Annotated in this window: 25 protein-coding genes and 1 pseudogene; 8 read left to right on the forward strand and 18 right to left on the reverse strand. The window is 67.1% G+C overall.

Annotated features, from left to right (window positions below):
* Positions 1–33: 33 nt before the first annotated feature.
* The 3 genes from dhaM to dhaK are packed head-to-tail and all read right to left on the reverse strand — an operon-like array spanning position 34 to position 2,434.
* Positions 34–795, reverse strand: a complete 762-nt coding sequence (gene dhaM / locus VLI63_RS05350) for a dihydroxyacetone kinase phosphoryl donor subunit DhaM (RefSeq protein WP_409155872.1) — start codon at positions 793–795, stop codon at positions 34–36.
* Positions 792–1,430, reverse strand: coding sequence for a dihydroxyacetone kinase subunit DhaL (dhaL, locus tag VLI63_RS05355; RefSeq protein ID WP_409155873.1), 639 nt, complete (start codon positions 1,428–1,430; stop codon positions 792–794). The genes dhaM and dhaL overlap by 4 nt, the downstream gene beginning before the upstream one ends.
* A gap of 5 nt (positions 1,431–1,435) precedes the next feature.
* Positions 1,436–2,434, reverse strand: a complete 999-nt coding sequence (gene dhaK, locus VLI63_RS05360) for a dihydroxyacetone kinase subunit DhaK (protein WP_409155874.1) — start codon at positions 2,432–2,434, stop codon at positions 1,436–1,438.
* A gap of 312 nt (positions 2,435–2,746) precedes the next feature.
* Here dhaK and VLI63_RS05365 point away from each other — a divergent pair, with 312 nt between their 5' ends.
* Positions 2,747–3,364: a fasciclin domain-containing protein gene (locus VLI63_RS05365; RefSeq protein ID WP_409155875.1), complete on the forward strand. Its 618-nt coding sequence runs from the start codon at positions 2,747–2,749 to the stop codon at positions 3,362–3,364.
* A gap of 230 nt (positions 3,365–3,594) precedes the next feature.
* Here the strand turns inward: VLI63_RS05365 and sucD are convergent, their stop codons facing one another.
* From sucD to VLI63_RS05380, 3 genes are all read right to left on the reverse strand, one after another.
* On the reverse strand, positions 3,595–4,479 hold the full coding sequence (gene sucD / locus VLI63_RS05370; RefSeq protein ID WP_409155876.1) for a succinate--CoA ligase subunit alpha: 885 nt from the start codon (positions 4,477–4,479) through the stop codon (positions 3,595–3,597).
* Positions 4,480–4,493: 14 nt separating this feature from the next.
* Positions 4,494–5,657, reverse strand: coding sequence for an ADP-forming succinate--CoA ligase subunit beta (sucC, locus tag VLI63_RS05375; RefSeq protein WP_409155877.1), 1,164 nt, complete (start codon positions 5,655–5,657; stop codon positions 4,494–4,496).
* Between the two features lie 175 nt (positions 5,658–5,832).
* Complete coding sequence (locus VLI63_RS05380; RefSeq protein ID WP_409155878.1) at positions 5,833–7,248, reverse strand: RNB domain-containing ribonuclease; 1,416 nt, start codon at positions 7,246–7,248, stop codon at positions 5,833–5,835.
* 51 nt (positions 7,249–7,299) lie between these two features.
* On the opposite strand from VLI63_RS05380, the gene VLI63_RS05385 reads away from it, so the two are divergent.
* On the forward strand, positions 7,300–8,052 hold the full coding sequence (locus tag VLI63_RS05385) for an oxygenase MpaB family protein (protein ID WP_409155879.1): 753 nt from the start codon (positions 7,300–7,302) through the stop codon (positions 8,050–8,052).
* Between the two features lie 165 nt (positions 8,053–8,217).
* On the opposite strand, the gene VLI63_RS05390 is transcribed toward VLI63_RS05385, so the two are convergent.
* Positions 8,218–9,291, reverse strand: a complete 1,074-nt coding sequence (locus VLI63_RS05390; RefSeq protein ID WP_409155880.1) for an alkene reductase — start codon at positions 9,289–9,291, stop codon at positions 8,218–8,220.
* Between the two features lie 227 nt (positions 9,292–9,518).
* Positions 9,519–11,957, reverse strand: a complete 2,439-nt coding sequence (locus VLI63_RS05395; protein WP_409155881.1) for an ATP-dependent helicase — start codon at positions 11,955–11,957, stop codon at positions 9,519–9,521.
* 110 nt (positions 11,958–12,067) lie between these two features.
* On the opposite strand from VLI63_RS05395, the gene VLI63_RS05400 reads away from it, so the two are divergent.
* Positions 12,068–13,489: a dihydrolipoyl dehydrogenase family protein gene (locus VLI63_RS05400; RefSeq protein WP_409155882.1), complete on the forward strand. Its 1,422-nt coding sequence runs from the start codon at positions 12,068–12,070 to the stop codon at positions 13,487–13,489.
* Positions 13,490–13,508: 19 nt separating this feature from the next.
* Here the strand turns inward: VLI63_RS05400 and VLI63_RS05405 are convergent, their stop codons facing one another.
* Both VLI63_RS05405 and VLI63_RS05410 read right to left on the reverse strand, forming a co-directional pair.
* A complete protein-coding gene (locus tag VLI63_RS05405; protein ID WP_409155883.1) occupies positions 13,509–13,886 on the reverse strand; it encodes a hypothetical protein in 378 nt (125 codons plus the stop codon).
* 57 nt (positions 13,887–13,943) lie between these two features.
* Positions 13,944–14,963 carry a glycerophosphodiester phosphodiesterase family protein gene (locus VLI63_RS05410; RefSeq protein WP_409155884.1) on the reverse strand — a complete coding sequence of 340 codons (1,020 nt, stop codon included), beginning with the start codon at positions 14,961–14,963 and terminating at the stop codon, positions 13,944–13,946.
* 58 nt (positions 14,964–15,021) lie between these two features.
* On the opposite strand from VLI63_RS05410, the pseudogene VLI63_RS05415 reads away from it, so the two are divergent.
* From VLI63_RS05415 to VLI63_RS05435, 5 genes and pseudogenes are all read left to right on the forward strand, one after another.
* Positions 15,022–15,090: pseudogene (locus VLI63_RS05415) on the forward strand (zinc-ribbon domain-containing protein); the annotation flags it as partial.
* Between the two features lie 6 nt (positions 15,091–15,096).
* Positions 15,097–15,300: a hypothetical protein gene (locus tag VLI63_RS05420; protein ID WP_409156604.1), complete on the forward strand. Its 204-nt coding sequence runs from the start codon at positions 15,097–15,099 to the stop codon at positions 15,298–15,300.
* Between the two features lie 4 nt (positions 15,301–15,304).
* Positions 15,305–15,802: a hypothetical protein gene (locus VLI63_RS05425; RefSeq protein WP_409155885.1), complete on the forward strand. Its 498-nt coding sequence runs from the start codon at positions 15,305–15,307 to the stop codon at positions 15,800–15,802.
* A gap of 49 nt (positions 15,803–15,851) precedes the next feature.
* Complete coding sequence (locus VLI63_RS05430) at positions 15,852–16,688, forward strand: Bax inhibitor-1/YccA family protein (protein WP_409155886.1); 837 nt, start codon at positions 15,852–15,854, stop codon at positions 16,686–16,688.
* A 185-nt stretch (positions 16,689–16,873) separates the two neighbouring features.
* Positions 16,874–17,386 carry a MarR family winged helix-turn-helix transcriptional regulator gene (locus VLI63_RS05435; RefSeq protein WP_409155887.1) on the forward strand — a complete coding sequence of 171 codons (513 nt, stop codon included), beginning with the start codon at positions 16,874–16,876 and terminating at the stop codon, positions 17,384–17,386.
* Between the two features lie 2 nt (positions 17,387–17,388).
* On the opposite strand, the gene guaA is transcribed toward VLI63_RS05435, so the two are convergent.
* From guaA to VLI63_RS05475, 8 genes are all read right to left on the reverse strand, one after another.
* Entirely contained in the window at positions 17,389–18,975 is a 1,587-nt protein-coding gene (guaA, locus tag VLI63_RS05440; protein ID WP_409156584.1) for a glutamine-hydrolyzing GMP synthase, read from the reverse strand.
* Entirely contained in the window at positions 18,971–19,426 is a 456-nt protein-coding gene (locus tag VLI63_RS05445; protein WP_409155888.1) for a DUF3817 domain-containing protein, read from the reverse strand. The genes guaA and VLI63_RS05445 overlap by 5 nt, the downstream gene beginning before the upstream one ends.
* A gap of 4 nt (positions 19,427–19,430) precedes the next feature.
* Positions 19,431–20,258 carry an SURF1 family cytochrome oxidase biogenesis protein gene (locus tag VLI63_RS05450; protein WP_409155889.1) on the reverse strand — a complete coding sequence of 276 codons (828 nt, stop codon included), beginning with the start codon at positions 20,256–20,258 and terminating at the stop codon, positions 19,431–19,433.
* A gap of 4 nt (positions 20,259–20,262) precedes the next feature.
* Positions 20,263–21,615, reverse strand: coding sequence for a cation:proton antiporter (locus VLI63_RS05455; RefSeq protein WP_409155890.1), 1,353 nt, complete (start codon positions 21,613–21,615; stop codon positions 20,263–20,265).
* A gap of 2 nt (positions 21,616–21,617) precedes the next feature.
* On the reverse strand, positions 21,618–22,121 hold the full coding sequence (locus tag VLI63_RS05460; RefSeq protein ID WP_409155891.1) for a cation:proton antiporter regulatory subunit: 504 nt from the start codon (positions 22,119–22,121) through the stop codon (positions 21,618–21,620).
* Positions 22,122–22,250: 129 nt separating this feature from the next.
* Positions 22,251–23,981, reverse strand: coding sequence for a glycerol-3-phosphate dehydrogenase/oxidase (locus tag VLI63_RS05465; protein ID WP_409155892.1), 1,731 nt, complete (start codon positions 23,979–23,981; stop codon positions 22,251–22,253).
* Between the two features lie 34 nt (positions 23,982–24,015).
* Positions 24,016–25,134, reverse strand: coding sequence for a GuaB3 family IMP dehydrogenase-related protein (locus VLI63_RS05470; protein WP_354574417.1), 1,119 nt, complete (start codon positions 25,132–25,134; stop codon positions 24,016–24,018).
* A gap of 145 nt (positions 25,135–25,279) precedes the next feature.
* Positions 25,280–26,242 (reverse strand): hypothetical protein, encoded by a 963-nt coding sequence (locus tag VLI63_RS05475; RefSeq protein WP_409155893.1) that lies wholly within the window; start codon positions 26,240–26,242, stop codon positions 25,280–25,282.
* Between the last annotated feature and the right edge of the window lie 103 nt (positions 26,243–26,345).

Raw genomic sequence — 26,345 nt, forward strand, 5'->3', positions numbered from 1 at the left:
GCGCAAACGCGATTGCCGGTGAGCTTCACATCCTCAGACTTCGCCGAATCCCTCCGTCACGAGCTCGGTGACCTTCGCGAGCGCCTCCGCAGCCTGTGCTCCGGATGCTGCCACGGTCAGCACATCCCCGGACTTCGCCCCGAGCGACAGCAACCCGATGAGGCTGTTGGCGGCCACGGGGCCGGTGCCGGAGCGGGTATTCACCACGGTGAGTTTCGCGTCGAACCCGGCGAGGGTCGACACCAGCGTGGCCGCCGGCCGGGCGTGAAGGCCGTCGGAATTGATGATCGTGAGGTCGGCGGAGAGCCCGGCCGGCGCGCGTTCCGCAACGGAGGCTGCCGAGGCCGTGCCGTCTGGAGCAGCGACGTCTGGGGTAGCGATCTCTGGGGCAGGGGCGCCACCCAGCATCGAGATCTTCGGCTCGAGAGCTCCCCGCGCCTCCCGATCGACATCGTCGAGACTCCCTCCCCCGGCCGCGGTGACGACCGCGGCGAGGATCCCCTCGACGAACGGCGCGCTCGAGAGACGTACCTCCGCCTCGGATGACCGGAAGTCGAGCGCCATCTCCGCGCTCATCACCGCCGATCCGAGGTCCATGATCACGAGCACGCCCTCGGGCGAGGCCACCTCGTCGATCGCCGCGGAGACGGCCGTGGCATCCGTTCCGATCAGTCCCTCGCCCGCTCCCGCGGCGATCGCGATCGCCGGTTTCTCGCCCGGCACCATCTGCAGGGCGAGATCCACGGCGGCGTGCGCGAGGGCGGGGCTGTGGGACACCACCACCACTCCGATCACGCGACTGCTTCGGCGAGCGCCTGGAACAGGAATGCGGTGGACGTCGCGCCCGGATCGAGATGACCGGCGCTTCGATCACCCAGGTAGCTCGCCCGGCCCTTTCGCGCGACGAGAGGCACCGTGGCATCCCGCCCCGCCACCGCCGCCGCCGCCGCGCCCGCGGTTGCGGTGGCGATGTCGGCTCCTGCGGCGATTTCGGCATCGAGCGCATCCACTGCGGGCGACATGGCATCGAACATCGTCTTGTCTCCCAGCTCTGCTTTGCCGCGAGCGAGGATACCGCCGAGGCCGGCCCGCAGGGATGCCGCGAGAGCGCCGGCATCCAGCTCCGCCACCGGCCCGGCGGTCGATCCGAAGCGGAGGAAGAAGGTGCCGTAGAGCGGACCGCTCGCCCCGCCGACGGAGGTGACGAGGGTCATGCCGACCTGCTTGAACAGTTCGTCGACGGCGGTCGACGGGGTGGCACCGATTTTCTCCATCACCGCGGTCATGCCCCGAGCCATGTTGGACCCGTGATCGGCATCCCCGATCGCCGAGTCCAGCTCGGTGAGATAGCTGCGATTCTCGGCCATGAGCGCGTCGAAACGACTCAGCCAGTGCACCAGCTGGTCGATGGTCACCGTGCCACCCGCCATGGCCTTCAGACCCCCCAGCGCAGGCCGGCGGTGTTCACCGGTGCGTCCCAGAATCGGAGGATCTCGTCATCCGCCTTCAGGATCGTGACGGAGCATCCCGCCATGTCGAGCGAGGTGATGTAGTTGCCCACCAGGCTTCGGGCCACGGTGATTCCCGACTTCTCGAGGATCTTCTTCACCTCTCCGTACATGAGGTAGAGCTCGATGAGGGGAGAACCGCCCATGCCGTTGAGCATGACGATCGAGGGGCCGCCGGTGAAATCGAAGTCGTGGAGGATGGGCTCCACCAACTGCTGGGCGATGGACGCCGCGGGCGCGAGCGGCACGCGATGCCGGCCGGGCTCGCCGTGGATACCCACGCCCATCTCCATCATGTCGTCGGGGATCTCGAAGGTCGGCTTTCCCGCCGCGGGCACCGTGCAACTCGTAAGCGCCATGCCCATCGAGCGCCCCTGCGCGTTGACCTTGCGAGCGAGCGCACCGACGGCGGTGAGGTCGGCACCGGCCTCGGCGGCCGCGCCGACGATCTTCTCCAACAGCACCGTTACTCCGACTCCGCGTCGGCCGGCGGTCCAGGTGGAGTCTTCGACGGCGACATCATCGTTGGTCACCACCGTCTCGACCATGACCCCGGCATCCGCCTCGGCCAGCTCCGCCGCCATCTCGAAGTTCATGACGTCACCCGTGTAGTTCTTCACGATGTGCAGCACGCCCGCCCCGGCATCCGCCACCTTCGTCGCCTCTTGCATCTGGTCGGGGGTGGGGCTGGTGAACACTTCACCTGCACACGCCGCATCCAGCATCCCGAACCCGACGAATCCGCCGTGCAGCGGTTCGTGCCCGGATCCGCCGCCCGAGATCAGGGCGACTTTGCCCCGTTTCGTCGGCTCTGCACGATAGATGATGCGGTTGACATGGTCGACCCGCAGTTCCGGATGCGCCGCCTCGACTCCCACGAGGGAATCAGCGAGCACGTTGTCTGGGTCGTTGATGAGCTTTTTCACGGGTGAGACCTCTTCCTCGAGTTTTCCTGGATATCACGCTAGACCCGAGCCCTGTGCGGCACCAGAGCCCGGTCCTCGCCCACGGGCATCCGCTCCCCGAACCCGGGAGCGGTGAATCGACGTGCTGGAGGTTGCGAACGAAGCTCGGTCAAACCCGCGTCAGCCACCGAGTCGAGCGACAGGCTCACGCACACGATGCGCGCGTCGTGCAGAAAAATCTCGTCCGGTGCATCCGAATGACCGGTCGAGCCGGAAGTATTCCATAGGAACAGTACGAAACGCCCGACCTCGGGCCTCACAAAGGAGTGCATCGTGAAGAACCGTCTCATCGTCACCGCCATCACCACCGTCGCCGCCGGAGTGCTGGTGCTCGGCAGCTCGATTCCGGCATCAGCCTCGGTGCCTGCTAACTATTCGCCTCCCGCCCCCAAGGGATCGATCGTGGATGTCGCGGTCGCCGCCTCCGGAGGGGGGACTCCCGACAACAACCCCTACGACTACGACCTCCTGGTGCAGGCGCTGACGGCAACGGGGCTCGTGCCGGTGCTCGCCGACACCAGCCGCAAGTTCACTGTGTTCGCTCCCAACGACCTCGCGTTCGAGCGTCTCGTGCAGGATCTCACCGGGGTCGCGCCCACGAGCGAAGCGGCCGCGCTCAGCACCATAACGAGCGCCCTCACCATCGACCAGATCAAGAACGTGCTGCTCTACCACGTGGTCGCCGACCGCAAGCTCGGTCCGATCAGCGTGCTCACGGCCCGGTCGCTGACCATGGCCAACGGAGGCATCGTGAAGCCGCGCGGCATCACCCTGCGTGACGCGAACCCGGCATTCCAGGACCCGCGACTCGTGCTCTCCGGCCTCAACATCCAGGCCAGCAACGGCGTGATCCACACCATCAACCGAGTGCTCCTGCCGGCAGTTATCTGACCGTTCGGAGCGAAGGGTGCCTCCGAGTCCGGCGCGGCGAGTCTCCGCTCAGCGCCCCGATCGCGGTTCGGCTCAGTCCCACCAGAGTCGAGTCGCCTGAGCCGATCTGACGAAGGCACGGATCGGAGGACCCGCAACTCACGCAACCGAAAGAGCGACCAGGACCGGATACCCGCGGCCTGGTTAACGACGGAAGGCCAGCCGAGGCTGGCCTTCCGTTTCGGAAACCGTTACAGCGAGGCGAGCACCTCGCGCATGAGCGTGGCGGTCTCGCTCGGCGTCTTGCCGACCTTGACCCCGGCGGCCTCGAGGGCCTCCTTCTTGCCCTGCGCGGTGCCCGCTCCGGAGGAGACGATGGCGCCGGCGTGGCCCATCGTCTTGCCCTCTGGCGCGGTGAAACCGGCGACGTAGCCGACGACGGGCTTGGTCACGTGCGCCTTGATGTAGTCCGCGGCCCGCTCCTCGGCGTCACCACCGATCTCACCGATCATGACGATCGCCTTGGTGTCGGGGTCCGCCTCGAACGCGGCGAGCGCGTCGATGTGGGTGGTGCCGATGATCGGGTCGCCGCCGATGCCGATGGCCGTCGAGAATCCGAGATCGCGCAGCTCGTACATCATCTGGTACGTGAGCGTTCCCGACTTCGAGACGAGTCCGATCGGGCCCTTTCCGGTGATCGTCGCGGGCGTGATGCCCACGAGCGACTCCCCCGGTGTGATGATGCCGGGGCAGTTCGGTCCGATGATCCGGGTCTTGCCCGAGGCCTTGGCCGTGGCCCAGAACTCGGCCGAGTCCTGGATCGGGATGCCCTCGGTGATCACGACGACGAGCGGGATCTCGGCCTCGATGGCCTCGAGCACGGCGTCCTTGGCGAAGGCCGGGGGTACGAAGACGATGGAGACATCCGCTCCGGTCTTCTCTATAGCCTCGGCGACCGTACCGAAGACGGGCAGTTCAACGTCGCCGTGGGAGACGGTCGTGCCGGCCTTGCGGGCGTTCACGCCACCGACGACCTGCGTGCCGGCCTTCAGCATGAGGGCGGTGTGCTTGGTGCCCTCACCGCCGGTGATGCCCTGCACGATGACCTTGGAGTCCTTATTGAGGAAGATCGACATTTCTCTGCAGTCCCTTACTTCGAAGCCAGTTCGGCAGCCTTGGCGGCGCCGTCGTCCATGGTGTCGGCGAGCGACACGAGCGGGTGCGCGTATTCGGCGAGAATCGCGCGCCCCTCCTCGACCTTGTTGCCGTCGAGACGAACAACGAGGGGCTTGGATGCCGTGTCGCCGAGCGTCTTGAGCGCTCCGACGATGCCGTTGGCCACCGCGTCGCACGCGGTGATGCCGCCGAAGACGTTCACGAACACGCTCTTCACCTGCGGGTCGCCGAGGATCACGTCGAGGCCGTTGGCCATCACCTCGGCGGATGCTCCACCGCCGATGTCGAGGAAGTTGGCCGGCTTCACGTTGCCGAAGTTCTCGCCCGCATAGCTGACGACGTCGAGGGTGGACATCACGAGGCCAGCACCGTTTCCGATGACACCGACCTCACCGTCGAGCTTCACGTAGTTGAGACCGAGTTTCTTGGCCTTCGCCTCGAGCGGGTCCTCCGAGTCGGTGTCCACGAGTGCCTCGTGGTTCGGGTGACGGAACTCCGCGTTCTCGTCGAGCGATACCTTGCCGTCGAGGGCGACGATGTCACCGTCTTCGGTGATCACGAGCGGGTTGACCTCGACGAGCGTGGCATCCTCGCCCTTGTAGACCTCGTAGAGCTTCACGAACACGGGAGCGACCTTCTCGACGATGTCGGCCGGGAACTTGCCCGCGATCGCGATCTCGGTGGCCTTGGCGAGGTCGATGCCGGTGAGCGGGTCGATCTCGATGCGAGCGAGGGCCTCGGGCCGCTCGACGGCGAGCTCCTCGATCTCCATGCCACCCTCGTAGCTCGCGAGTGAGAGGTAGCTGCGGTTCGCGCGGTCGAGCAGCACGGAGAAGTAGTACTCCTCCTTGATGCGGGCTCCGGCGGCGACCATGACCCGCTTGACGGTGTGACCCTTGATGTCGAGCCCGAAGATGCCTTCGGCTGCAGCAGCCGCGTCGTCCGGGTTGTGTGCGACCTTCACGCCGCCCGCCTTGCCGCGCCCGCCGGCTTTGACCTGCGCCTTGACGACGACCGTGCCGCCGAGCTTCGTCGCGGCTGCGCGCACCTCTTCCGGCGTATCGGCGATGATGCCGGCGAGTACCGGCACTCCGTAGGATTCGAAGAGATCTCGGGCCTGGTACTCAAATAGATCCACGCTGCTGTGTCCAATCCGCAGTTCGTATGTCTGATGTGGCGGCAAGTCTCTCGATATCGAGATAGCTCGACATCAAGATATTTGGGCCACCAAGCACTCTACCCCCGGCGGCTCGGGAGCTTGGCTCGAGTGGGACGACCAGGAGGGAAACTTTGGGGGTTTTTGCGCTCCCGATTCAGACGGAGAATTGCACGGTGCCCGTCGGAATGTCCGCCGTCACCAGGGTCGCGCGCACCCGGCTGCCCGCCTCGAGCTGCCCGCTGCATTCCGCCGCCACCGCCGGGTCTGCCAGTTGGATGACTCCGCCGCCCTTTCGTGCGGAGATCACCGTCGCGTCGAAGACCTCGCCCACCCGCCCGCGCAGCACGGCGGCCTCGACCGCGTCGATCGAGCCCCGGCCGAGACGGGAGGCGATGCCGTCCGACGCAGCCATGACCGCCGGGATGGCCGGCAGCGCACTCCGAACCCAGGACGGCACCGGATGCCCGGCCACGAGCGCCTCGCAGGTGACGAGAACGAAGCGGTCGACGAGGCGTCGCAACGGCGCGGTGGTGTGCGCATAGGGCGCCCCGACCGCGGCCTGCAGTGTGACCTTCGGGGCCTCGCCGTCGAAGACCGTATAGCCGGCGCCGCGGAAGAGCGAACCGGCCGCATGGATGATCGCGAGCTGTCTCGGGTCGTCCGAGTCCAGGGTGCGCAGGTATTCGCCGTACGCGAGCTGCGGCGCCCACTGCCAGCCGAGTGCCACGGTCTGTAGCCGGAAGCGGTCGATGGCTGCGGCATCCGGGGCCGGCATGGTGCGCAGGATGCCGACTCCGCCCTCGATCATGATGCCGGCGGCGGCCATGCCGGTCATCAGGGAGAGCTGGGCATTCCAGTCCTCGACCGGAAGCGACCGGCGGCGCTCGAGCCGGTAGACGTGATCGACTTCGGTGACCTCCTGATCGGCGCGGTTGAGGCTCGCCCCTCCGCGCTTCCTCTCGAGCAGGATGCGCTTCTCGCCGACCTCTCGCAGCAGCTGCAGTGATTCGGCCGCCGTTCCCGCATCGATCTCCCGCTGCACTTCGGCGTAGTCGCACTGGCGGATGCTGCGAATGCGAGCGCGGGCGACGGTGGCGACGATCACGTCGGCGGCGGCGTCGAGCGTGAAGTCCCACACGAACGCGCCGCGCACCTCGCCCGGCAGCAGCGACGCGGCATCCTCACTGATGACAGTCGGATGCAAGGGGATGCGGCCGTCGGGCGCGTACATGGTCTGGCCGCGCCGGCGGGCCTCCGCATCGATCGGGCCGTTCGGTGCGACGAACGCTGGCACATCGGCGATGGCGTACCGCACGCGGTATCCGTCGGCGCTGCGCTCGAGGTGGAGCGCCTGGTCGAGGTCGGTGGCACCAGCGGGGTCGATCGTGATGAACGGTATCGCCGTGCTGTCCACCTCCGGCAGCACCTGGTGGGCGATCACGGATCGCGCATCGGCCTCGATCGCCGCGGGGAATTCCGCGAGCAGCCCCAGCTCGGCACGCAGCTGGGCGAAACGCTCGGCGAGCTGACCGGATGACGGAAGCACGAGGTGCACTGAAGACACGGTCATGCGCGTCAGCCTACGTGCCCACGCTCATGGAGCACGGCGCACAATGGACGGATGAAACCCGTGGCGCTCACCGACATCGGCGCCGAGGCCGTGCTGCTCGCCGGTGGCGGTCGCGCGATCCTGCTGCAATTGGCGAAGCCCGCGGTGGGTCACGCCGTCGCCGATCACAGCGACTTCGCCGCCGACCCGCTCCGGCGACTAAGCAACACATTGACATACGTGTACGCACTCGTCTTCGGCACCCCGCACCAGGTCGCGGCGGTGACGGCGATGGTGCAGCGTGCCCACGCGCCGGTGCGGTCCGAAACCTACGATGCCTCTGACGCCAGACTGCAGCTCTGGGTGGCGGCCACGCTCTACGAGACGGCGACCACGCTGCATGAGCGCGTGTTCGGCCCCCTCGATGAGGCATCCGCCGACCGGGTCTACCGGGATTACGCGGTCGTCGGCACCGCTCTCGGCATGCCCGCGACCCTCTGGCCCGCAGACCGGGAGGCCTTCGGTCGCTACTGGCAGGAACAGCTGGCGAGGCTCGAAGTCGACGACCGGGTTCGAGCGGTCTCGGTGCAACTGCTGCGACCGGCCTCCGGTCCCCTCTGGATGCGAGCGCTGATGCCGATAGCGCGCCTGGCTACCGCCGGCTTGCTCTCTCCCGCGCTGCGCGAGGCCTATGCGCTGCCCTGGGACGACCGCCGCCAACGCTGCTTCGATCGCCTGATGGATGTCACGGCGCGCCTCTACCCGCGGCTGCCCGCCCGGCTGCGGCACTGGCCCAAGAACCACCTGCTCACACGGCTCGGCTGAAGACGGTTCAGTCGCCGGATCCGCTCCGACCAGGGCCACAACCGCTGCTCTGCGCACGGCAAGCGCCAGAACTGGCAGTGGGTGCTGCGGGAGCGGCCCTCAGCGACACCAACTGCCAGTCCTGATGCGGACCGGGGCCGCCGTGGGCTGCACGGCGGCCACGGTTCAGATCGCGAGGGCGGGGTAGTCCGTGTAGCCCTCGCCGGTCGCACCGTAGAAGGTGCTCGGGTTGGGCTCGTTGAGCTCGCGGTCGTCGCGCCAGCGCGCAACGAGGTCGGGGTTCGCGATCACCTGGCGGCCGACGGCGACGACATCCGCGTGGTCCGCCTTCACGAACTCCATCGCCTCGTCGCGGGTGGTCAGCTGGCCGAAACCGCTGTTCACCATGAGGGGTCCGCCGAAGCGGGCGCGGAGGTCCTGCACGAGTTCACCGGCCGGATCGCTGTGCAGCACGCTGAGGTAGGCGAGGCCGAGCGGGGCGATGCCGTCGATCAGAGCGTCGTAGGTGGCCTTGGTCTCTGCCTCATCCGTCTCGAAGACGTCCTGGATGTTGTGCGAGGGCGAGATGCGGATGCCCACCCGATCCGCTCCGATTGCTTCGGCGACGGCCGTCACGGTCTCGATTCCGAACCGGGCGCGGTTGGCGGGCGATCCACCGTAGGCATCAGTGCGCACGTTGGACACGGGCGACAGGAACTCGTGCAGCAGGTATCCGTTCGCGGAGTGCACCTCGACGCCGTCGAACCCGGCCTCGATCGCATTGCGGGCGGCCTGCACGATCTCTTCGGTCACGCCGGGGAGTTCGTCGGCCTCGAGCGCGCGGGGCTCGGGGTAGCGCTTCTTGCCGAGCGGGGTGTGCGTCTCGCCGTCGATCGCGATCGCGCTCGGAGCAACCGGGGTGAGGCCTTCGATGATGTCGGGATGCGTCACGCGTCCGCCGTGCATGAGCTGCATGACGATGATTCCGCCCTCCGCGTGCACGGCTTCGGTCACCCGGCGCCAGCCGGCGATCTGCTCGGCGGTGACGATGCCGGGCTGGCCCGGGTACGCCCGGCTCACCGGGCTCGGGAAGGTGCCTTCGGTCACGATGAGGCCGAGAGTGGCGCGCTGCCGATAGTGCTCGACGAGAAGGTCGTTCGGCACGCCGGCATCACCGGCACGCAGCCGGGTGAGGGGCGCCATGACGACACGGTTGGACAGGGCGAGGGCCCCGAGGTTCACGGGCGCGAAGAGTTGCACGGTACTTCCTTCTGAACTGGTGAGCTCTGAACTGGAGAGCAGGACCTGATCCAGAACGGGGATGCGCCCCCGATAATTCCACTCCCCCAGGACTCACATCATTCAGGAAGGTTTGAGGTGGGAGTGGCCAGAGTGCGGGATGCGTTCCCACTAGAGTCATCCCACCCCTTCAGCCCCGCACCTTCCTGAATGATGAAAGGCACCGCTGAGGCAGAGGGACGCGCCAGCTAGAGCTTCTCGATGGGCGCCAGTTTGATCAGTAGGCGCTTGCGCCCGGCGGTGTCGAACTGCACCTCGGCGATCGACTTGGGCCCGATGCCGGTCACCCCGGTCACCCGACCGTCACCGAAGTCGATATGGCGGATGCGATCCCCCGCCGCCAGCGTCAGGTCGCCGTTGTCCCGCACCACGTTAGTCACCCGGTTGGCCCACTGGGTCTTTGGCTGCGCCGCTCGCTCGGCACGGGCGGCACGGGCGAGCGCCGTCGCCCCCGGTCCGCTGGAGGCGCCATAGCCCGAGCCCAGCGCCGGGGAATCCTCCGCACCGAATCCGCCGCGGCGGGCGTTGAGCGCCCGAGGTTGGGTGCCCCCGCGCGAGGTGGCCATGCCGGGCGACTGGCGCCAGTCGATGAGCTCGGGCGGAATCTCCTGCAGGTAGCGCGACGGCATGGCCACGGAGACCTCGCCGAACTGCGCGCGAGTCATGGCGAGCGAGAGGTAGAGCTTGCGGCGAGCGCGCGTGATGCCCACGTAGAACAGTCGACGTTCCTCGGCGGGACCGCCGGGCTCGTTCGCCGACATCCGGTGCGGGAGCAGGTCTTCCTCGATTCCGGTGAGGAACACGGCCTCGTACTCCAGGCCTTTCGCGGTGTGGAGCGTCATGAGCGAGACGGTGCCGCTCGAATCGTCGATATCGTCGGCCGCCGCCACGAGCGAGGTCTCGGTGAGGAAGTCGAGCAGCGTGCCATCCGGATTGTTCTTGTTGAACTCCTTGGTCACCGCCACGAGCTCCTCGATGTTCTCGGCGCGGGCCTCGTCCTGGGGGTCGCGGGACGCCCGCAGCGCCTCGACGAGTCCGGTCTTGGTGATGAGGGCGGTGAGGATTTCGGCGACCGCGGCGGTGTCGGAGGTGAGCGCCACCTCGTCGAGGATCGCGCCGAGGCCGAGGATCGCCCCGGTGATTTTGGGCCCGAACCCCATCTCATCCGCGTGGCGCAGAGACTCCCGCAGAGTGATCCCGTGCGTCTCCGCGTAGCGCTGCAGGGTCGCTTCGGTGACGCCACCGATGCCACGCTTCGGGGTGTTGAGGATGCGACGCAGGGCCATCGGGTCCGCGGGGTTCGCGATGGCGATGAGGTAACCGAAGGCATCCTTGATCTCGGCGCGTTCGTAGAACTTGGTTCCGCCGAGCACCCGGTAGGGCAGCGCCGAGCGGATGAAGATCTCTTCCAGCGCTCTCGTCTGGGCGTTGGTGCGGTAGAAGACGGCGATGTCGCGATACTCGATGTTGCCGGTGGAATGGAGCTCGGTGATCTCGTCCGCGATGAACTGGGCTTCGTCGTGCTGGCTGTAACCGGTGAAGCCCACGATCTTGTCGCCGTCGCCGACGGTGGTGAAGAGCTTCTTGTCCTTGCGGTCGAAGTTGTTCGAGATCACCGCATTGGCCGCGCTCAGGATGTTCTGCGTCGAGCGGTAGTTCTGCTCGAGCAATACCACCTTGGAGTTCGGGAAGTCGCGTTCGAACTCGACGATGTTACGGATGTCCGCGCCGCGGAACGCGTAGATCGACTGGTCGGAATCACCGACGACCGTGAGCGACGCGGGTTCGAGGTGTTTCGTGGGGTTGCTGAGCAGCGACCCGTCGAAGCCCGTCGCACCCCCGAGCAGGTCGGTGCGTGGCGGCTGCGTCAGCTCCCGGATCAGCGAGTACTGGGCGTGGTTCGTGTCCTGGTATTCGTCGACCAGGATGTGCCGGAAGCGCCGCTGGTAGAGCGCGGCCACCTGCGGGAAGGCCCGGAACAGGTAGACGGTCTGGCCGATGAGGTCGTCGAAGTCGAAGGCGTTGGCGCTCTGCAGGCTGCGCGTGTATTCGCGGAAGATGTCGAGGAACACCCGCTCGGCGGGATCATTGAAGTTCGCCCCGCGCGCATAGGACTCCACGTCGTTCAGCTCGTTCTTGAGCTTGGAGATCTTGCCCGCGACGCTCGAGACGGTGAAACCGAAGGTGTCGGCATCCAGGTCCTTGATGATCCGCTTGATCAGCGCACGCGAGTCCGCCGAGTCGTAGATCGTGAAGTTCTTTCCGAAACCGAAGTGCTCGGCCTCCCGGCGCAGGATGCGCACGCAGGCGGAGTGGAAGGTCGAGATCCACATGCCCTGGGAGGCCTGTCCGAGGATGGCCTCGACGCGCTCGCGCATCTCGGCAGCCGCCTTGTTGGTGAAGGTGATCGCGAGGATCTGCGACGGCCAGGCATCCTGGCTCTCGATCAGGCTCGCGACCCGCCGGGTGAGCACGCTGGTCTTGCCGGATCCGGCACCCGCGACGATGAGCAGGGCATGGCCGCGGTACTCGACGGCTTCGCGCTGCTGCGGATTGAGTCCGGCGAGCAGGGGCGACTCTCTCGGCTCGGAACGCGAGGGCTCGGCCGGATCCAGGATGAAGGTCATAACCGACCCAATTGTAGGGCGAGGCACCGACGGTTCTGCGAAAGTGCTGATGGGCGAGGGGCTCGATCGGGATCACCTTTACTCTGAGATCGAGTCCCTTGGAGAGAACCGTGCCCGCATCCCCCGTCGATCGTGACTTCGACGTCGTCGTCATCGGAGCCGGGCCAGCCGGCACCGCCGCCGCCCTCCGAGCCGCCGAACTCGGCGCCCGGGTCGCCGTGCTCGAAGCGGACCGCACCGGCGGCACCTGCGTGAACACCGGCTGCGTGCCCACCCGGGTTCTCGCCAGAACCGCCCGCATCACCCGCGAGATGCGCACCGCAGGATCGTGGGGAATCATCCTCACCGAGCAGTCCCTCGACTGGCCGGAGACGGTCGCCCGGGTGACGCGAACCGTGGACCGGGTGCGCTCGATCAAAGCCGAGGCGGATCGATTCGCGGCTGCCGGGATCGAGCTGATCCTGGAGGGCCGCGCGCGCTTCTCCGACGCCAACACCCTTGTGCTCGACAGCGGTCGCGTCGTCACCGCCGAGTCGGTCATCATCTGTGTCGGCGGGCACTCCCGCCGGCTGCCGATCCCCGGAGCGCAGCTCGCGACCGTTCCGGAAGACATCCTCTCCCTGCCGGAGCTGCCCGCGCGCCTCGCCGTGATCGGGGCGGGCAATACCGGGGCGCAGCTCGTGACGGTGTTCAACTCCTTCGGCAGCGCCGTCACCGTGCTGGATGTCGCGCCTCGCCTTCTCATGGCCTCCGATGCCGCGATCGCCGAGGCCGTGAGCGAGGCCTTCGTACAACAGGGCGTGTCCGTCCGCACCGGTGTGGACGGGGTCGACGGCCTCTCGCGGGCCGCCGATGGCTCGATCCGCCTGAGCTGGAGGGAGGGCGGTGCCGAGACATCCGCCGACTTCGACGCCGTGATCATGGCGACCGGCTGGCCCGCGGATGTCGACGACCTCGGTCTCGAGCACGCGGGGATCACGCCGGCCCGGTCGGCGATTCCGGTGGACCAGTACTTCCGCACGTCCGTGCCGCACATCTTCGCCGTGGGGGATGCGAACGGTCGGGACATGCTCGTGCAGGCCGCTCACTTCGAGGGTGAGGCCGCGGCGGAGAACGCGGTGCTCGACGCGAATCGACGCACCCCGCATCACCTGCTGCCCGCCGGCGGCTTCACCGACCCGGACTATGCGGGTGTGGGACTCACCGAGGCAGTGGCCCGCGATCGCGATCCGCACTGTGTCGTCGCCCGCGTCGATTACTCCACTCTCGACCGGGCCGTGATCGACGACCGGGAGCGTGGATTCCTCATGCTCATCTCAGATCGCCGCCGCGAGCTGATTCTCGGGGCGCACGCTGTCGGCGAGAACGCGATCGAAGTGGTGCAGTCGGTCACCACAGCGATGGCGGCGGGCATCGATGTGGCGACCCTCGCGAACGTCAAGTTCGCCTATCCCACCTACAGCGCGGTGATCGGGTTGGCCGCGCGGGCGCTGCTGACGGAGCGAAAAGAGCCGACACCCGCGCTTCAGTGACGCCCACCGGGGCTGCTGCTCAGTGCGGCGTGAGGCCGGTCCAGTTGAGCGGCGGCTGGCCATTCGGGGTCGGTGCCCCCGGGTTGTCGAAACGCGTGTTGGCTCGGCCGGCGGAGGACTGCGGATCGCCGGTGCTCGCGCGCCGCTGGGTCTGGATGCCGACCACGATGAGCGTGATGCCCGAGACGAGCGCGACGATGCCCACCGCGACATCGATGGTTCCGATGGTGGAATCGATGGAGGTCACGGCGAGCGCGATGATCGACTGGGGCACGAGCCACCAGGATCCGATGACCGCGAGCGCGCCGAGCGCGATCAGAAGCCCACCGTTGCGGCGACCGCGCAGCCGGGCCTCGTCCTGCTGCAGCGCGCGTTCGGTTAGATCGAGAGTTTCCATATCGTGAGAGTAGTTCGCCTGTGCCCGGGTGTCGAGGACTTCGACACCGCCGCCGACCTACTCGAGCAGTAGCGCAGACCTCGCCGCGATGGCGAGGTCGGGCTGGTCGGTGAAGACCCCGTCGACCCCCATGCCCATCAGCTCGAGGAACTCGGTCTTCCAGTCACCGAACCGGCTCGCGGAGGTGCCGTTCCGGAGTGCCTTCGCGAGAAACCTGTTCTCGGCGCGGAGGGTCCAACAGAACACGGTGAGTCCTGCGGCGTGGGCGCGCGCGACGAGTTCGGCGCCCACGGCCGAGCCCGAGGCATCCGCCTCTTGCAGCAGGTGTTTGTCGAAGCTGATGCCGTCTGCGGCGACCGCGAGCGCCGCCATGCCGTCGACGGTGAGGTAGGACGAGTAGGGGCGAGCGTCGGCGCCACGCTGGGCGACCTGGTCGGCCGGCGCGCCCTCCACGTCGACCAGGAACACATAGCGCGCCCGCACTCCCCGGTCGCGGATCTGCCCGAGCACGGTCTCTTCGAAGCTCTCGACCGTCAGCCTGTCGTCGTCGGTCCAGCCCGCCGAGGCGAGCTCGTTCCCGAAGAGTTCGTCGAGGGGCAGGCCGATCGACGCGAAATAGCTGGCGTGCTTGATCTCCGCGACCATGCCGATTCGGGCGCCGCGAGCGCTCAGCGGTGCCGCATCGAGCAGCGCAATCAGGTCGACGAGCCTCAGGATCCCCTCGTCCCCGTGCTCCGTGTTGTGCGGTCGCACCTTGGGGAGCCGCTCCCGCGCGCGCAGCGTGGCCAGCTCCGCCCAGGTGAAGTCCTCGGTGAACCAGCCGGTGAGACTCACCCCGTCGATGTCTCGCGTCGTCCGACGGTCCGCGAACTCGGGATGCGAGGCCACATCCGTCGTGCCCGAGATCTCGTTCTCGTGGCGGATCACGAGCACGCGGTCCTTCGTCGCGACAAGATCGGGCTCCACGGCATCCACCCCCTGCGCGAAGGCGAGTTCATAGGCCGAGCGGGTGTGCTCTGGTCGGTAGCCACTCGCTCCGCGATGACCGATCACGAGGGGGCCGGGTGAAGTAGTCACAGGGGCAACGCTACGGGATGCCGCTGGCGCGCTCGGCGGACTTGCTACTCTCGTGGCCATGGGGAAATGCACGAACTGTGGGACGACGCTCGATCCGAGTTGGAAGTTCTGCATCGCGTGCGGTGAACCCGTTGTGGCAGCCGAGGACACGGCGGTGGAGGGCGCGACCGCCCAGCTACGCGAGCCGATCCCCTCGGCCATCCGCCCCGACGAGCCGGACGAACCGTTGCCCCGAAAGCGAATGGATGCGGCCGTCATCTTCGGAGTCGCCATGGCCCTCGGGGGTGGCGTGTTGATCATGCTCGTGGCGATCGCCGTCTTCAGTCCCCGGGGCTGAGCCCATGGCGACGCCCTCCGGCTGGCAGGAACCGACCGCGCGAATCCCCCTGCGCTGGGGCAGCTACCGCGTGCGCTATGCCGGTGCCCTCGCGCTGATCCTGGCCGGCGCACTCGTGCTGCAGGCCGGATCCGCGTATGCCGACTACCTGATCGTTCTCGGCGCCGGAGCGCACATCGCCGGCTGGCTGATCCTGCCCGCGCGGGGTGCTCGACGGGCTGCGGTCGCGGTGCCGAGCGCGCTTCTCGTCGGCTCACTGCTGATCGGGTCGGTCGCCGCGGTGCTTCTCGTCGGGCCGCTCGCCTTCTGGCTGTTGCTGCGGCAGCGCCCCGGGCGCAGCTACCTCGCGACGCTTCTTCCGCTGGCCAGCGGCCTCATCCTCGCGCAGCTCTATCCGCAATACGGGGACGGGGCGATCGTGGTGGCCGTCTCTCTGGTGGTGATCGTGGCATCCGCCTGGATCGCCCGCGGTATCGCCGTGCGCACAACGCTGGGCCGATAGCAGGGCAATCCCCAGCATTTCGGATGCCTCGGCCGATAAACTCGGCACCATGGCTTCCTCAAACCCGGCATTCAACCGTTCCCCCGCGTTCTCGTCCAATCGCGACATCGCGGCGAAGATGCAGTCCGGCGCGACTCCCGCGGTCTCCACCGAGGGAATGACGGCAGCCCAGCTCACCGAGCTCTACAGCGCACCCTCGGCGACACCCACCGACACCGACCGCATGACCTATGAAGACACGATGGTCAAGATCGTCGTCTCGTTCGTGATCCTGCTGGTCGGCGCCGCCGTCGGCTGGTTCTTCCCGGTGCTCGCCCTTCCGGCCGCCATCGTCGGATTCGTGCTCGCGCTCGTCAACATCTTCAAGAAGAAGCCCTCTCCCGCGCTGGTGCTCAGCTATGCCGCCGTCGAGGGGATCTTCGTCGGTGGCATCACCGTATTCTTCGAATCGCGCTTCCCCGGCATCGCCGTCCAGGCGGTTCTCGGCACCCTTGTGGTGGTCGGAGTGACCCTCGCACTCTTCGTCAGTGGCAAGATCCGCGCATCCAAGCGTGCAACGAAGGTGTTCCTGATCGCGATGATCGGCTACGGCGTCTTCTCGCTGATCAACTTCATCCTCATCGCGACCGGCGTCAACTCGGACGCCTTCGGTCTGCGCAGCGCGGAAATCCCGATCCTCGGAGGTATTCCGCTCGGGGTCATCCTCGGCCCGCTCGTGATCGTCATGGCGGCCTACTCGCTGGTACTCGACTTCGACAGCATCAAGGCCGGCGTGCAGCGCGGAGCGCAGCGCGCCTACGGCTGGATCGCCGCCTTCGGCATCATGGTCACCGTCGTCTGGCTCTACCTCGAGATCCTGCGCCTGCTCGCCCTGCTGCGCCGATAATCTCCAGCCGGCCGCCTCGGGTCGCCGCGGCATTCTGCACGTCGGCTAACGGGACCGCGGCCGTGAAGTCACACTAGCGACGACAGATGCCCGGCACCCAACTACTGGGGGTACTCAGTTCGTGCGCGGAGCCGCGGCTGAACCTAGGCTTTAGTGCACAGAACCGCCAAACGAAGGAACAGTCCGTGACATCCGCTGAACTGGCTGCTCGGCAGGCACCTCTCGTGTCGGATGATGCGCACCTCCTTGGCGATCCAGCGAGCCCCACGCGGCTTCTGGCGCGAGCCCTCCATCATCTCGACATCGAGCATCGCCGCATCCGCGGTGTCTTCGCCGAGACTCTTCACGTGAGCGCCTCGGAGTTCAACGCGCTGATGCATCTGGGCGAGATCGGCGAAGTGACCCCCAAGGCACTGGCGCGGGAACTGGGCCTCACCACCGGCGCCATGACCGCGATGGTCGACCGGCTCGAGGCCGCCCAACTGGTCTTACGTCGCCCGAACCCGGACGATCGCCGCTCTCTCTACGTTCGCCTGTCACCCACCGGCCAGGATGCACGCGCGGGGGTCTATCGCCGATACTTCGAAGCGGTGGCGCACGCCAACGACAGCTGGAGACCGGACGGTGCGGTCGATGCCATCGAGTTGCTGGAGCACATCGCGCAATCGATCCGCACCACCATCAGCCCGACGGAGTAGCGCTACTCCCACTCGATGGTGCCCGGTGGCTTCGACGTGACGTCGAGCACCACACGGTTGACGCCGGCGACCTCGTTGGTGATGCGGTTGGAGATGCGCGCGAGTACGTCGTAGGGCAGGCGGGTCCAGTCGGCGGTCATCGCATCTTCCGACGAGACCGGGCGAAGCACGATCGGATGCCCGTAAGTGCGTCCGTCTCCCTGCACGCCGACGGAGCGCACGTCCGCGAGCAGCACGACCGGGCACTGCCAGATCTCCTGGTCGAGGCCGGCCGCCGTGAGCTCGGCGCGAGCGATCGCATCCGCCTTTCGCAGCAGCTCGAGGCGGTCGCGCGTGACCTCGCCGACGATACGGATGCCGAGGCCGGGGCCGGGGAAGGGCTGGCGGCCGACGATGACCTCCGGAAGCCCGAGCTCACGACCGATGGCCCGCACCTCGTCCTTGAACAGGGCACGAAGCGGCTCGACGAGTGAGAACTGGAGGTCTTCGGGCAGTCCGCCGACGTTGTGGTGGCTCTTGATGTTCGCGGTGCCGGTTCCGCCGCCCGATTCGACGACATCGGGATACAGGGTGCCCTGCACGAGGAAGTCGATCGACGTTCCATCCCCCGCCGCTTCGGCGACGAGATCGGCGGCTGCGGCCTCGAAGGAACGGATGAATTCGCGGCCGATGATCTTGCGCTTGGTCTCGGGGTCGCTCACCCCGGCGAGGGCGTCGAGGAACTGGTCGACGGCATCCACGGTGACGAGTCGCACGCCGGTGGAGGCGACATAGTCCTCCTCGACCTGGCGGCGCTCATCCTGACGCAGCAGTCCGTGGTCCACGAAGATACAGACGAGCTGGTCGCCGACGGCCTTGTGGACGATCGCCGCGGCGACGGCCGAGTCGACGCCTCCGGAGAGTCCGCAGATCACCCGGGCGGTACCCACCTGGGCGCGGATGCGCTCCACCTGCTCGGCGATGACGCTCCCGCTGTTCCAGTCCGCAGGGATCCCCGCGGCATCGTGGAGGAAGTTCTCGAGCACCCGCTGGCCGAACTCGGAGTGCTTCACCTCGGGATGCCACTGCACCCCGTACATCCGCTTCTCGTCGCTCGCAAAGGCCGCGACCGGGGTGGATGCGCTCGAGGCGAGCACAGTGAAACCCTCCGGCGCCTTCGAGACCGAGTCGCCATGGCTCATCCAGGTGGTCTGTTCTGTCGGCTGGTCGCCGAGCAGCGTCGAGCTGCCGGGCGCGAGCGTCACGGCGGTCGACCCGTATTCGCGCAGACCCGTGTTGGCGACCTCTCCTCCGAGCTGCTGCGCCATCACCTGGAAGCCGTAACAGATGCCGAGAGTGGGGATACCGAGCTTGAGGATGCCCGGGTCGAGGCTCGGCGATCCCGCCTCGTAGACGCTCGACGGGCCGCCACTCAACACGATCCCGGAGGGATTGAGGGCGGCGACCTCGGCCGCCGTGATCGTGTGCGGCACGATCTCGGAATAGACATTGGCCTCGCGCACCCGGCGGGCGATCAACTGGGCGTACTGGGCGCCGAAGTCCACGACGAGTACGGGCTGGTGGTCGGTCTCGCTGCGTGCCGTGCTAATGATTCGTTACCTCCGAGGGGGCGGCCGGAGCCGGGACGGCCTGTTCGAGCTCGGCGAGCTCGAGGCGCACGCGACGCGTGATGAAGTGCTCGACGATGAACGAGAGGAATGGCACGACCCCACCGAGGGCGATCTGGATGAAGCGCAGGAAGGGCCAGCGCATGAAGCTCCACAGTCGGAAGTCGGCGAAGAGATAGACCACGTACAACCAGCCGTGGGCGATGAGGATGCCCGTTGACAGGTTGACCGCACGAACCGTGCCATCCGGAACCAGGGCGATGAAACCCTGGCTGCCGCCGAGCTCGATCTCCCGCTGGATCGGCGTGTACTTCAGCACCATCTCGAGCACGAGCAGCAGCAGCAGGGTGCCGGTGACATACGCGGACACCCGGTACCACTTCACCGCCCCGCGGATCTTCGGGAAGTCGGACAGTCGGGGTCGAAGCGCCATGAGCCTAGTTTACGTGCGCAGCTTGGGCGTCTGCCGCGCTTCCCTCGGCCGCTGCGGCCTCCGCGGCCTCCTCACGCTCCCGCTCCCACGTGTCGCGCACGAGGCGGTACCAGAGGAAGATCGCGAAGCCGGCGAAGACCACCCATTCGACCGCATAGAAGACGTTGAGCAGGTTGACCTCGACATCGGAGGAGGGCTTCGGCGAATCGATCCTGGTGAGACCGGCGGCGGGCTCGGTCGCCGTGAGGTACCCGCCGTAGACTCCCGCGACATCCGGTTTCTTCCAGGTGTTGAGGAACGCGCCGGGCGTCATCGTGGAGAGCTTCCCGTGCTCGAAGTCGCTGTCCTGCGGCCCCTCGGCGGGGATGTAGCGTCCCTCGATCGGCACGACGGCGACACTCGACTGCTCCTCGAGAGTCCTCAGGGCGGATGCCGCCCCCGCGCGGTCCGCGGACCAGCCGATCGCGACGGCCAGTCCGGCCGAGGTGCCGGAGTCGAGCCCGGCGGAGAAGTGGCCGACCACCCAGTACCCGGCGACCGCCCTGTTCAGCCGATCGCTCACGATCGAATAGTCCCCCGCATTCCAACGACCGGACGCGGTCACCAGCTGCGCGTTGGCACGATCGGTGACGGGAGACTGCGGCTTCGCCACATCCTCGAGCGGCACTGCCGTCTCGGTGTCTCGCTCGATCACCGTCCCGGTCGACACCGCGCGCGCGAGCTGCCACTGGCTGAGTCCGGCGAATCCGGCGGCCACGACGAGCGCGAGAGCGAGGGCGCCGATCCACCGCGGTCGGCGGGCGACGCTCCATACCGTTTCTGTCTCGGTCATTCTGTCAATATTCCGGATCTCTCGTGCGTTCGGCCTGCGCGTCTGACTGCTGCATCGCCTGTTCGATCAGCCGGTCGGCGGCGGTGACGGCGTGCTCTGGCTCTCCGGCATCGAGCCCAACAGTCGCGGCCTCTACCAAGGCGATATTCTCCTCCGCCATGATGGGAATCGGCTTTGTGGCGGATTTCTTCTTCTTCGTGCGCAGCACGACTCCGCCGATCTTCACCGAATTGGCGGCGAGGATCGGTCCCATGATCGACATCACGAGCACGTAGAGTCCTGCGAACGGCACGATCCGGCTGTCGAGTCCCGCACTGATCGAGAGCGTGGCGAGAATGAGCGCGAATTCTCCACGATTCTGCAGGATCACCGCCGCATTGATTCCCGCCTGCGGACCGAGCTTGTTGACCCAGGCCACGAACTGCCCGGCGATCACGTTGAGCACCAGTGTCATCACCACGGCTCCGGCCACGGGAATGACCACCGTTGGAAATTGCGAGATGTTGAGGGTGAGCCCGAAATTGAGGAAGAAGAACGCTCCGAAGACATCCCGCATCGGCAGCGAGAGGTTTTCGATCTTCGCCCGGTACTTGGTCGCGCCGAGCACGAGCCCGATCAGGAACGCACCGATGGCATCCGTGACGCCGAGCAGCTCGCCGATACCGCCGAAGGCGACAGCGAGCCCGAAGAACAGGATGGTGAAGAGCTCGTCGTCCTTGGTGCGGAAGAGTTTCGAGACCCACTTGCCGCCCCAGCGCGCGATCGTGAACATCACGACGAGGAACAGGAATGAGACGCCCAACTTGCCGATCACCGGCCAGATGGCCGTCTCACCGCTGAGGACGACGCCCACGATGGCCAGGTAGATGGCGATGAAGATGTCTTCGACCACGGTGACACCGAGGATCATCGGTGTCTCCCGGTTGGGGAGGCGGTTGAGCTCGATCAGGAGCTTGGTGACGATGGCGCTCGAAGAGGTGGCGGTGATACCCGCAATTATGAGCGCCTCGCGGGTGCCCCAGCCGACCCAGAATCCGAAGGCGAGACCGACGGCCATGTTCACCAGGATGTACGACCCGCCCGAGACGATCAACTTTCCGGCGTTGCCGAAGAACTCGTCCTGGTCGAACTCGAGACCGAGGTTGAAGAGCAGCAGGATCAGCCCGAAGATCGCGATGAGTTCGATCTGCCCGGAGTCGAAGTTGAGCGGGAACCATCCGGTGTGCGGGCTCGCCAGCAGTCCGACGAGCATGTAGACCGGGATGGCGGGAAGGCCGATGAGCTTGCCCAGCCTGCCGAACACGTAGGCGATGAGGAGGAGCGCCCCGAGAATCGCGAGCTCTTCACCCAGGTGCACGACTAGGTACCTGGCGGCGCGTCGACGGGCATCCGGGCGGCAAGGGTCAGTTCGCCCGTGCGGTAGAAGTTGAAGGCCTTGTTCACCTTCTCCGGGGAGCCGGCGACCACGAGGGTGTCGCCGGGGAAGACCTTGAAGTCGTCGGCAGGAGCCGGATTCGCCGACTCACCGCGCACGACCGCGACGACGGTGAGGCCGACGACGCCGTGGGAGGCGAGGTTGCCGAGCTGCTGGCCCGCGATGTGATCGTCGTAGTCGACCGTGAACCAATCGATGGAGAGACCCGGGATCTGGTCGAGCTTGTCGAGGCCCTCGGTGATGCGGGTGCCGCCGAGCAGTTCGGCGAGCGTATGAGCCTCGTCCTCGCTCAGGCGCAGGGAGACCTTGCTGGCATCCGATCCGTCTTCTTCGTCGGCGAAGGTGATCAGATCGCTGTGCCCGGAACGGTGGGTGATGACGCCGGCCTTACCGCCGTCGGCGGTCACGAAGGTGTGGAGAACACCCACTCCAGGGAGTTTGACCCGTCGAACATCGACCATCGTGCTGACCCTTTCACCGACCGGACAACGAGGGTCCAGTCTACCGCGGCGCCCCTGGACGACCCCCGGCGAGCCGTCCGCCGGGGCGGGCGGGACCTACTTACTCGAAACGATGTCCGGGGCTTCGAGCCGCACACGATCGGCGGATTCATCGTCGGGCTCGAGCTGGCTGTCGCGCTCGGCCTGCACACGCTTGAGGTAGTTGTTGGTCTCCGCCTCCACCCTCGCGGCGTCCCAACCGAGCACATCGCCCATCAGCTTCGCCGCGACCGGGGCGGCGGAAATGCCGCGGTCCCAGGCCTCGATCGAGATGCGGGTGCGGCGCGCGAGCACGTCCTCCAGGTGCAGGGCGCCCTCGTGGGTCGCGGCGTAGACCACCTCGGCTTCGATGTAGTCGTCGGCGCCGGGCAGCGGGGTGTTGAGCGAGGGTGTCTCCCGGATGAGGTCGAGCAGCTCGTCCGTCATCACGCCGTAGCGGTTGAGCAGGTGCTCGATGCGCACCTTGTGCACGCCGAACGCCCGGGCGATCTTCGCCCGCTTGTTCCACGCCGCCTGGTAGCCTTCTGCGCCGAGCAGGGCGATGTCCTGGGTGACGCTCTTGGGCACGTTCGCGTCGAGAGCGGCGGCGGCGGCGTCGATCGCATCCTTCGCCATGATGCGGTAGGTGGTCCACTTGCCTCCGGCGACCACGACGAGGCCGGGCACGCTGTGCGCGACGATGTGCTCGCGGGAGAGCTTGGAGGTCTGGTCCGATTCGCCGGCGAGCAGCGGTCGCAGGCCAGCGTAGACACCTTCGACATCGTCGCGCGTGAGCTTCACCGCGAGCACGTCATTCACGTGCTGGAGGATGTAGTCGATGTCGGCCGCGGTCGCAGCGGGGTGGGACTTGTCGAGGTGCCAGTCGGTATCGGTCGTACCGATCAGCCAGTGGCGACCCCACGGGATCACGAAGAGCACACTCTTCTCGGTGCGCAGCAGCAGGCCCATGCTCGACTGGAAGCGGTCCCGAGGCACCACGAGGTGCACGCCCTTGGAGGCCCGAACCTTGAACTGGCCGCGCTCGCCCACCATCGACTGGGTGTCATCCGTCCACACGCCCGTGGCGTTGACGACCTGCTTGGCGCGGATCTCGAACTTCTCGCCGGTCTCGAGGTCGTGGGCGGTGACGCCGACCACTCGCTCGCCCACCTTGATGAAGCCCTCGACGCGCACCCGGCTGGCGACGTGGGCGCCATAGAACGATGCCGTGCGGGCCAAGCTCGCGACATAGCGGGCGTCATCCACCTGGGCGTCGTAGTAGGTGATGCCACCGACGAGCGCGTCGTTGGACAGGCTGGGAATCGAGCGCATCACCTGGGTCTTGGAGAGATGACGGTGATGCGGCACACCGGGCGGTCGACCGCCGGTGTAGCTGAAGATGTCGTAGAGCAGCATGCCCGCACCGATGTAGAGACGCTCGATGAGGCGCTTCTTGAGCGGGTAGAGAAAGCGCACCGGCTTCACGAGATGAGGGGCGAGCCGCTGCAGCAGCAGGCCGCGCTCGATGAGAGCCTCACGCACGAGCCGGAAGTCCAACTGCTCGAGGTAGCGGATGCCGCCGTGCACGAGCTTCGACGACCGGCTCGAAGTGCCGCTCGCCCAGTCGCGCGCCTCGACCATGCCCACGCTGAGGCCGCGGGTCACGGCGTCGAGGGCACTGCCCGTTCCGACGATCCCGCCGCCAACGACGAGGATGTCGAGTTCCTTCTCCTTGAGCGCAGTGATCGCATCAGCGCGCTCCTCCGGTCCCAGTTTCGATGAGCGGGTTACCGTCTTGAGCCTGGCCATCTCTGCCTCCGTCAGTCGTGCTGGTTGTTCGGTGCTACTTCTGGTACGGCGCGACCACCACTTCGACCCGCTGGAATTCCTTGAGGTCGGAGTACCCGGTGGTCGCCATCGACCGGCGCAACGCGCCGACGAGGTTCACGGTGCCATCCGCAACTGTGGATGGGCCGAAAAGAATCTGTTCGAGCGGCGCGACCTGGCCGACCTCGACCCGGTTGCCGCGCGGGAACTCGCTGTGGTGCGCCTCCGCACCCCAGTGCCATCCGCCGCCCGGTGCCTCGGTGGCTCGCGCGAGCGTCGACCCGAGCATCACGGCATCCGCTCCAACGGAGAACGCCTTGGCGATGTCGCCGGAGGTGCCGAGGCCGCCGTCGGCGATCACGTGCACGTAACGCCCGCCGGACTCGTCCATGTAGTCGCGACGTGCGCCGGCGACATCCGCCACCGCGGTCGCCATGGGCGCGTGGATGCCGAGGCTCGCGCGCGTCGACGACGCCGCTCCCCCGCCGAAGCCGACGAGCACTCCCGCGGCCCCCGTGCGCATCAGGTGAAGCGCGGGGGTGTACCCGGAGGCTCCGCCGACGATCACCGGAACATCCAGCTCGTAGATGAACTTCTTGAGGTTGAGCGGTTCCTGGTTCTGGGAGACATGCTCGGCGCTCACGGTTGTGCCGCGGATGACGAAGAGGTCAACTCCGGCCTCGACGACCGTCTTGTACAGCTCCTGGGTGCGCTGGGGTGAGAGGGCAGCGGCGACGGTCACTCCGGCGGCGCGGATCTCGGCCAGGCGGGAGATGACGAGCTCCGGCTTGATCGGCTCCGCATAGATCACCTGCATGCGTCGGATGGCATCCGCAGCAGGAAGTGCGCGAATCTCAGCGAACAGCGGCTCCGGGTCCTCGTAGCGCGTCCAGAGCCCCTCGAGGTCGAGCACACCCAGGCCGCCGAGCTTCCCCATGAGGATCGCCGTGGCGGGAGAGACGACCGAGTCCATCGGCGCCGCCAGGAACGGGATGGAGAACTGGTAGGCGTCGATGCCCCAGTTGACCGAGACATCCTGGGGGTCCCGAGTGCGTCGATTCGGCACAATGGCGATGTCATCGAAGGCATACACCCGGCGAGCGCGCTTGGCGCGGCCGATTTCTACGTCACTCACGGGTTCAACCCTACCCGGGGTGCGCGGCCGGGGTATCCCCCGCTGGTGTGGGTTGATGGGTGATGATCGCGACCGTCGGTCTCCGGCATACGCCGCGGCGGGAGACCCGCGCGCTCCCGGACTCTCAACGCCCTCGCGGACGGAGTCACACATCCCTCCACGACGTCATAGCCCCGCCGCGAGGGACACCGGCCTGCAGCAGCATCCGCTCGAGTCGCACGGGAGCTTCCACATGTTCCGTGAGGATGCGGGTCACCCCCACCTCCAGTGCGCGCAACCTGTCCTCTCGCTTCTTCTCTCGCCAGACGACATCTCCGGGGTCGCCCCTGGTGAATTCGCCCCTGGTGTACTTGGACTTACCGTCGAACTCCGCGGCTCTGCGAACCGAACGCCAGAAGAAGTCAGGCTCGATCCTTCCTTGGGCGTCGACGAATTCGACCTGCAACTCAGGAGCGTCGAATCCCAGCAGATGGATGACGGAACGCGCCGTCGACTCCCCGAACGAGTCCGACAGGCTGGTCCAGAATCCGATGCACCGCTGCAGGTGACGAATTCCGAATCGCGGATTGAGCCGATCCAGTTCCTCGACGAGCGCGGCCTTCTCGAGTGCCCCGGATCGCTTCCTCCACAGCACCCAGTCCAAAGAACCGATCGCTTTGGTAAAGCTGTGAGTGCGAGCGACGTCGATTGCGGTCCGCTCGATCGATGTCACCGGGATTCCGTCCACCACCTGGATGGATGCCGTCCGGAATCCGCTTGCGGTCTTGCGCACTCCCGGCTCTGAGCGGCCGCCGCCTCTCCATTCATCGAGAATCGTGACCTCTGTCGGCCAGGCCTCATCGATGGGCATCCCCCAGACGGCAGCGGCAGAGACACCGGCCAAGGCAGCGGGCCGTTGCACGGCCGCGAGCGCAGCACGCGCTCGGAGAAGGTGTCGTCCCCGCGAGTCGGCAGCGTCCCAGACTGTCCGCGTGACGAACGCCCCGCGACGGAGTTTCACGAGTATCCCGCGCTCGGCGTCGCGGCGAAGAGCCCTCGAATCGCCGAGCACGTCCCGAAGTTGGGTGAAGAGAATCAGTCCGTTTCGGCCGAGAGCGTCGTAGTCCATGTGCAGAAACTGCCGTGAACCGGAATCGCGCGCGCCACGCCAGCGAGGTTCTGGGAGACCTCGCGAACATCCACCGCCTGTCGAGGAGGGGATATGACGTCAC

This window comes from Lacisediminihabitans sp. H27-G8, from assembly GCF_046156175.1.
In the GTDB taxonomy this organism is placed as follows: Bacteria; Actinomycetota; Actinomycetes; order Actinomycetales; family Microbacteriaceae; genus Lacisediminihabitans.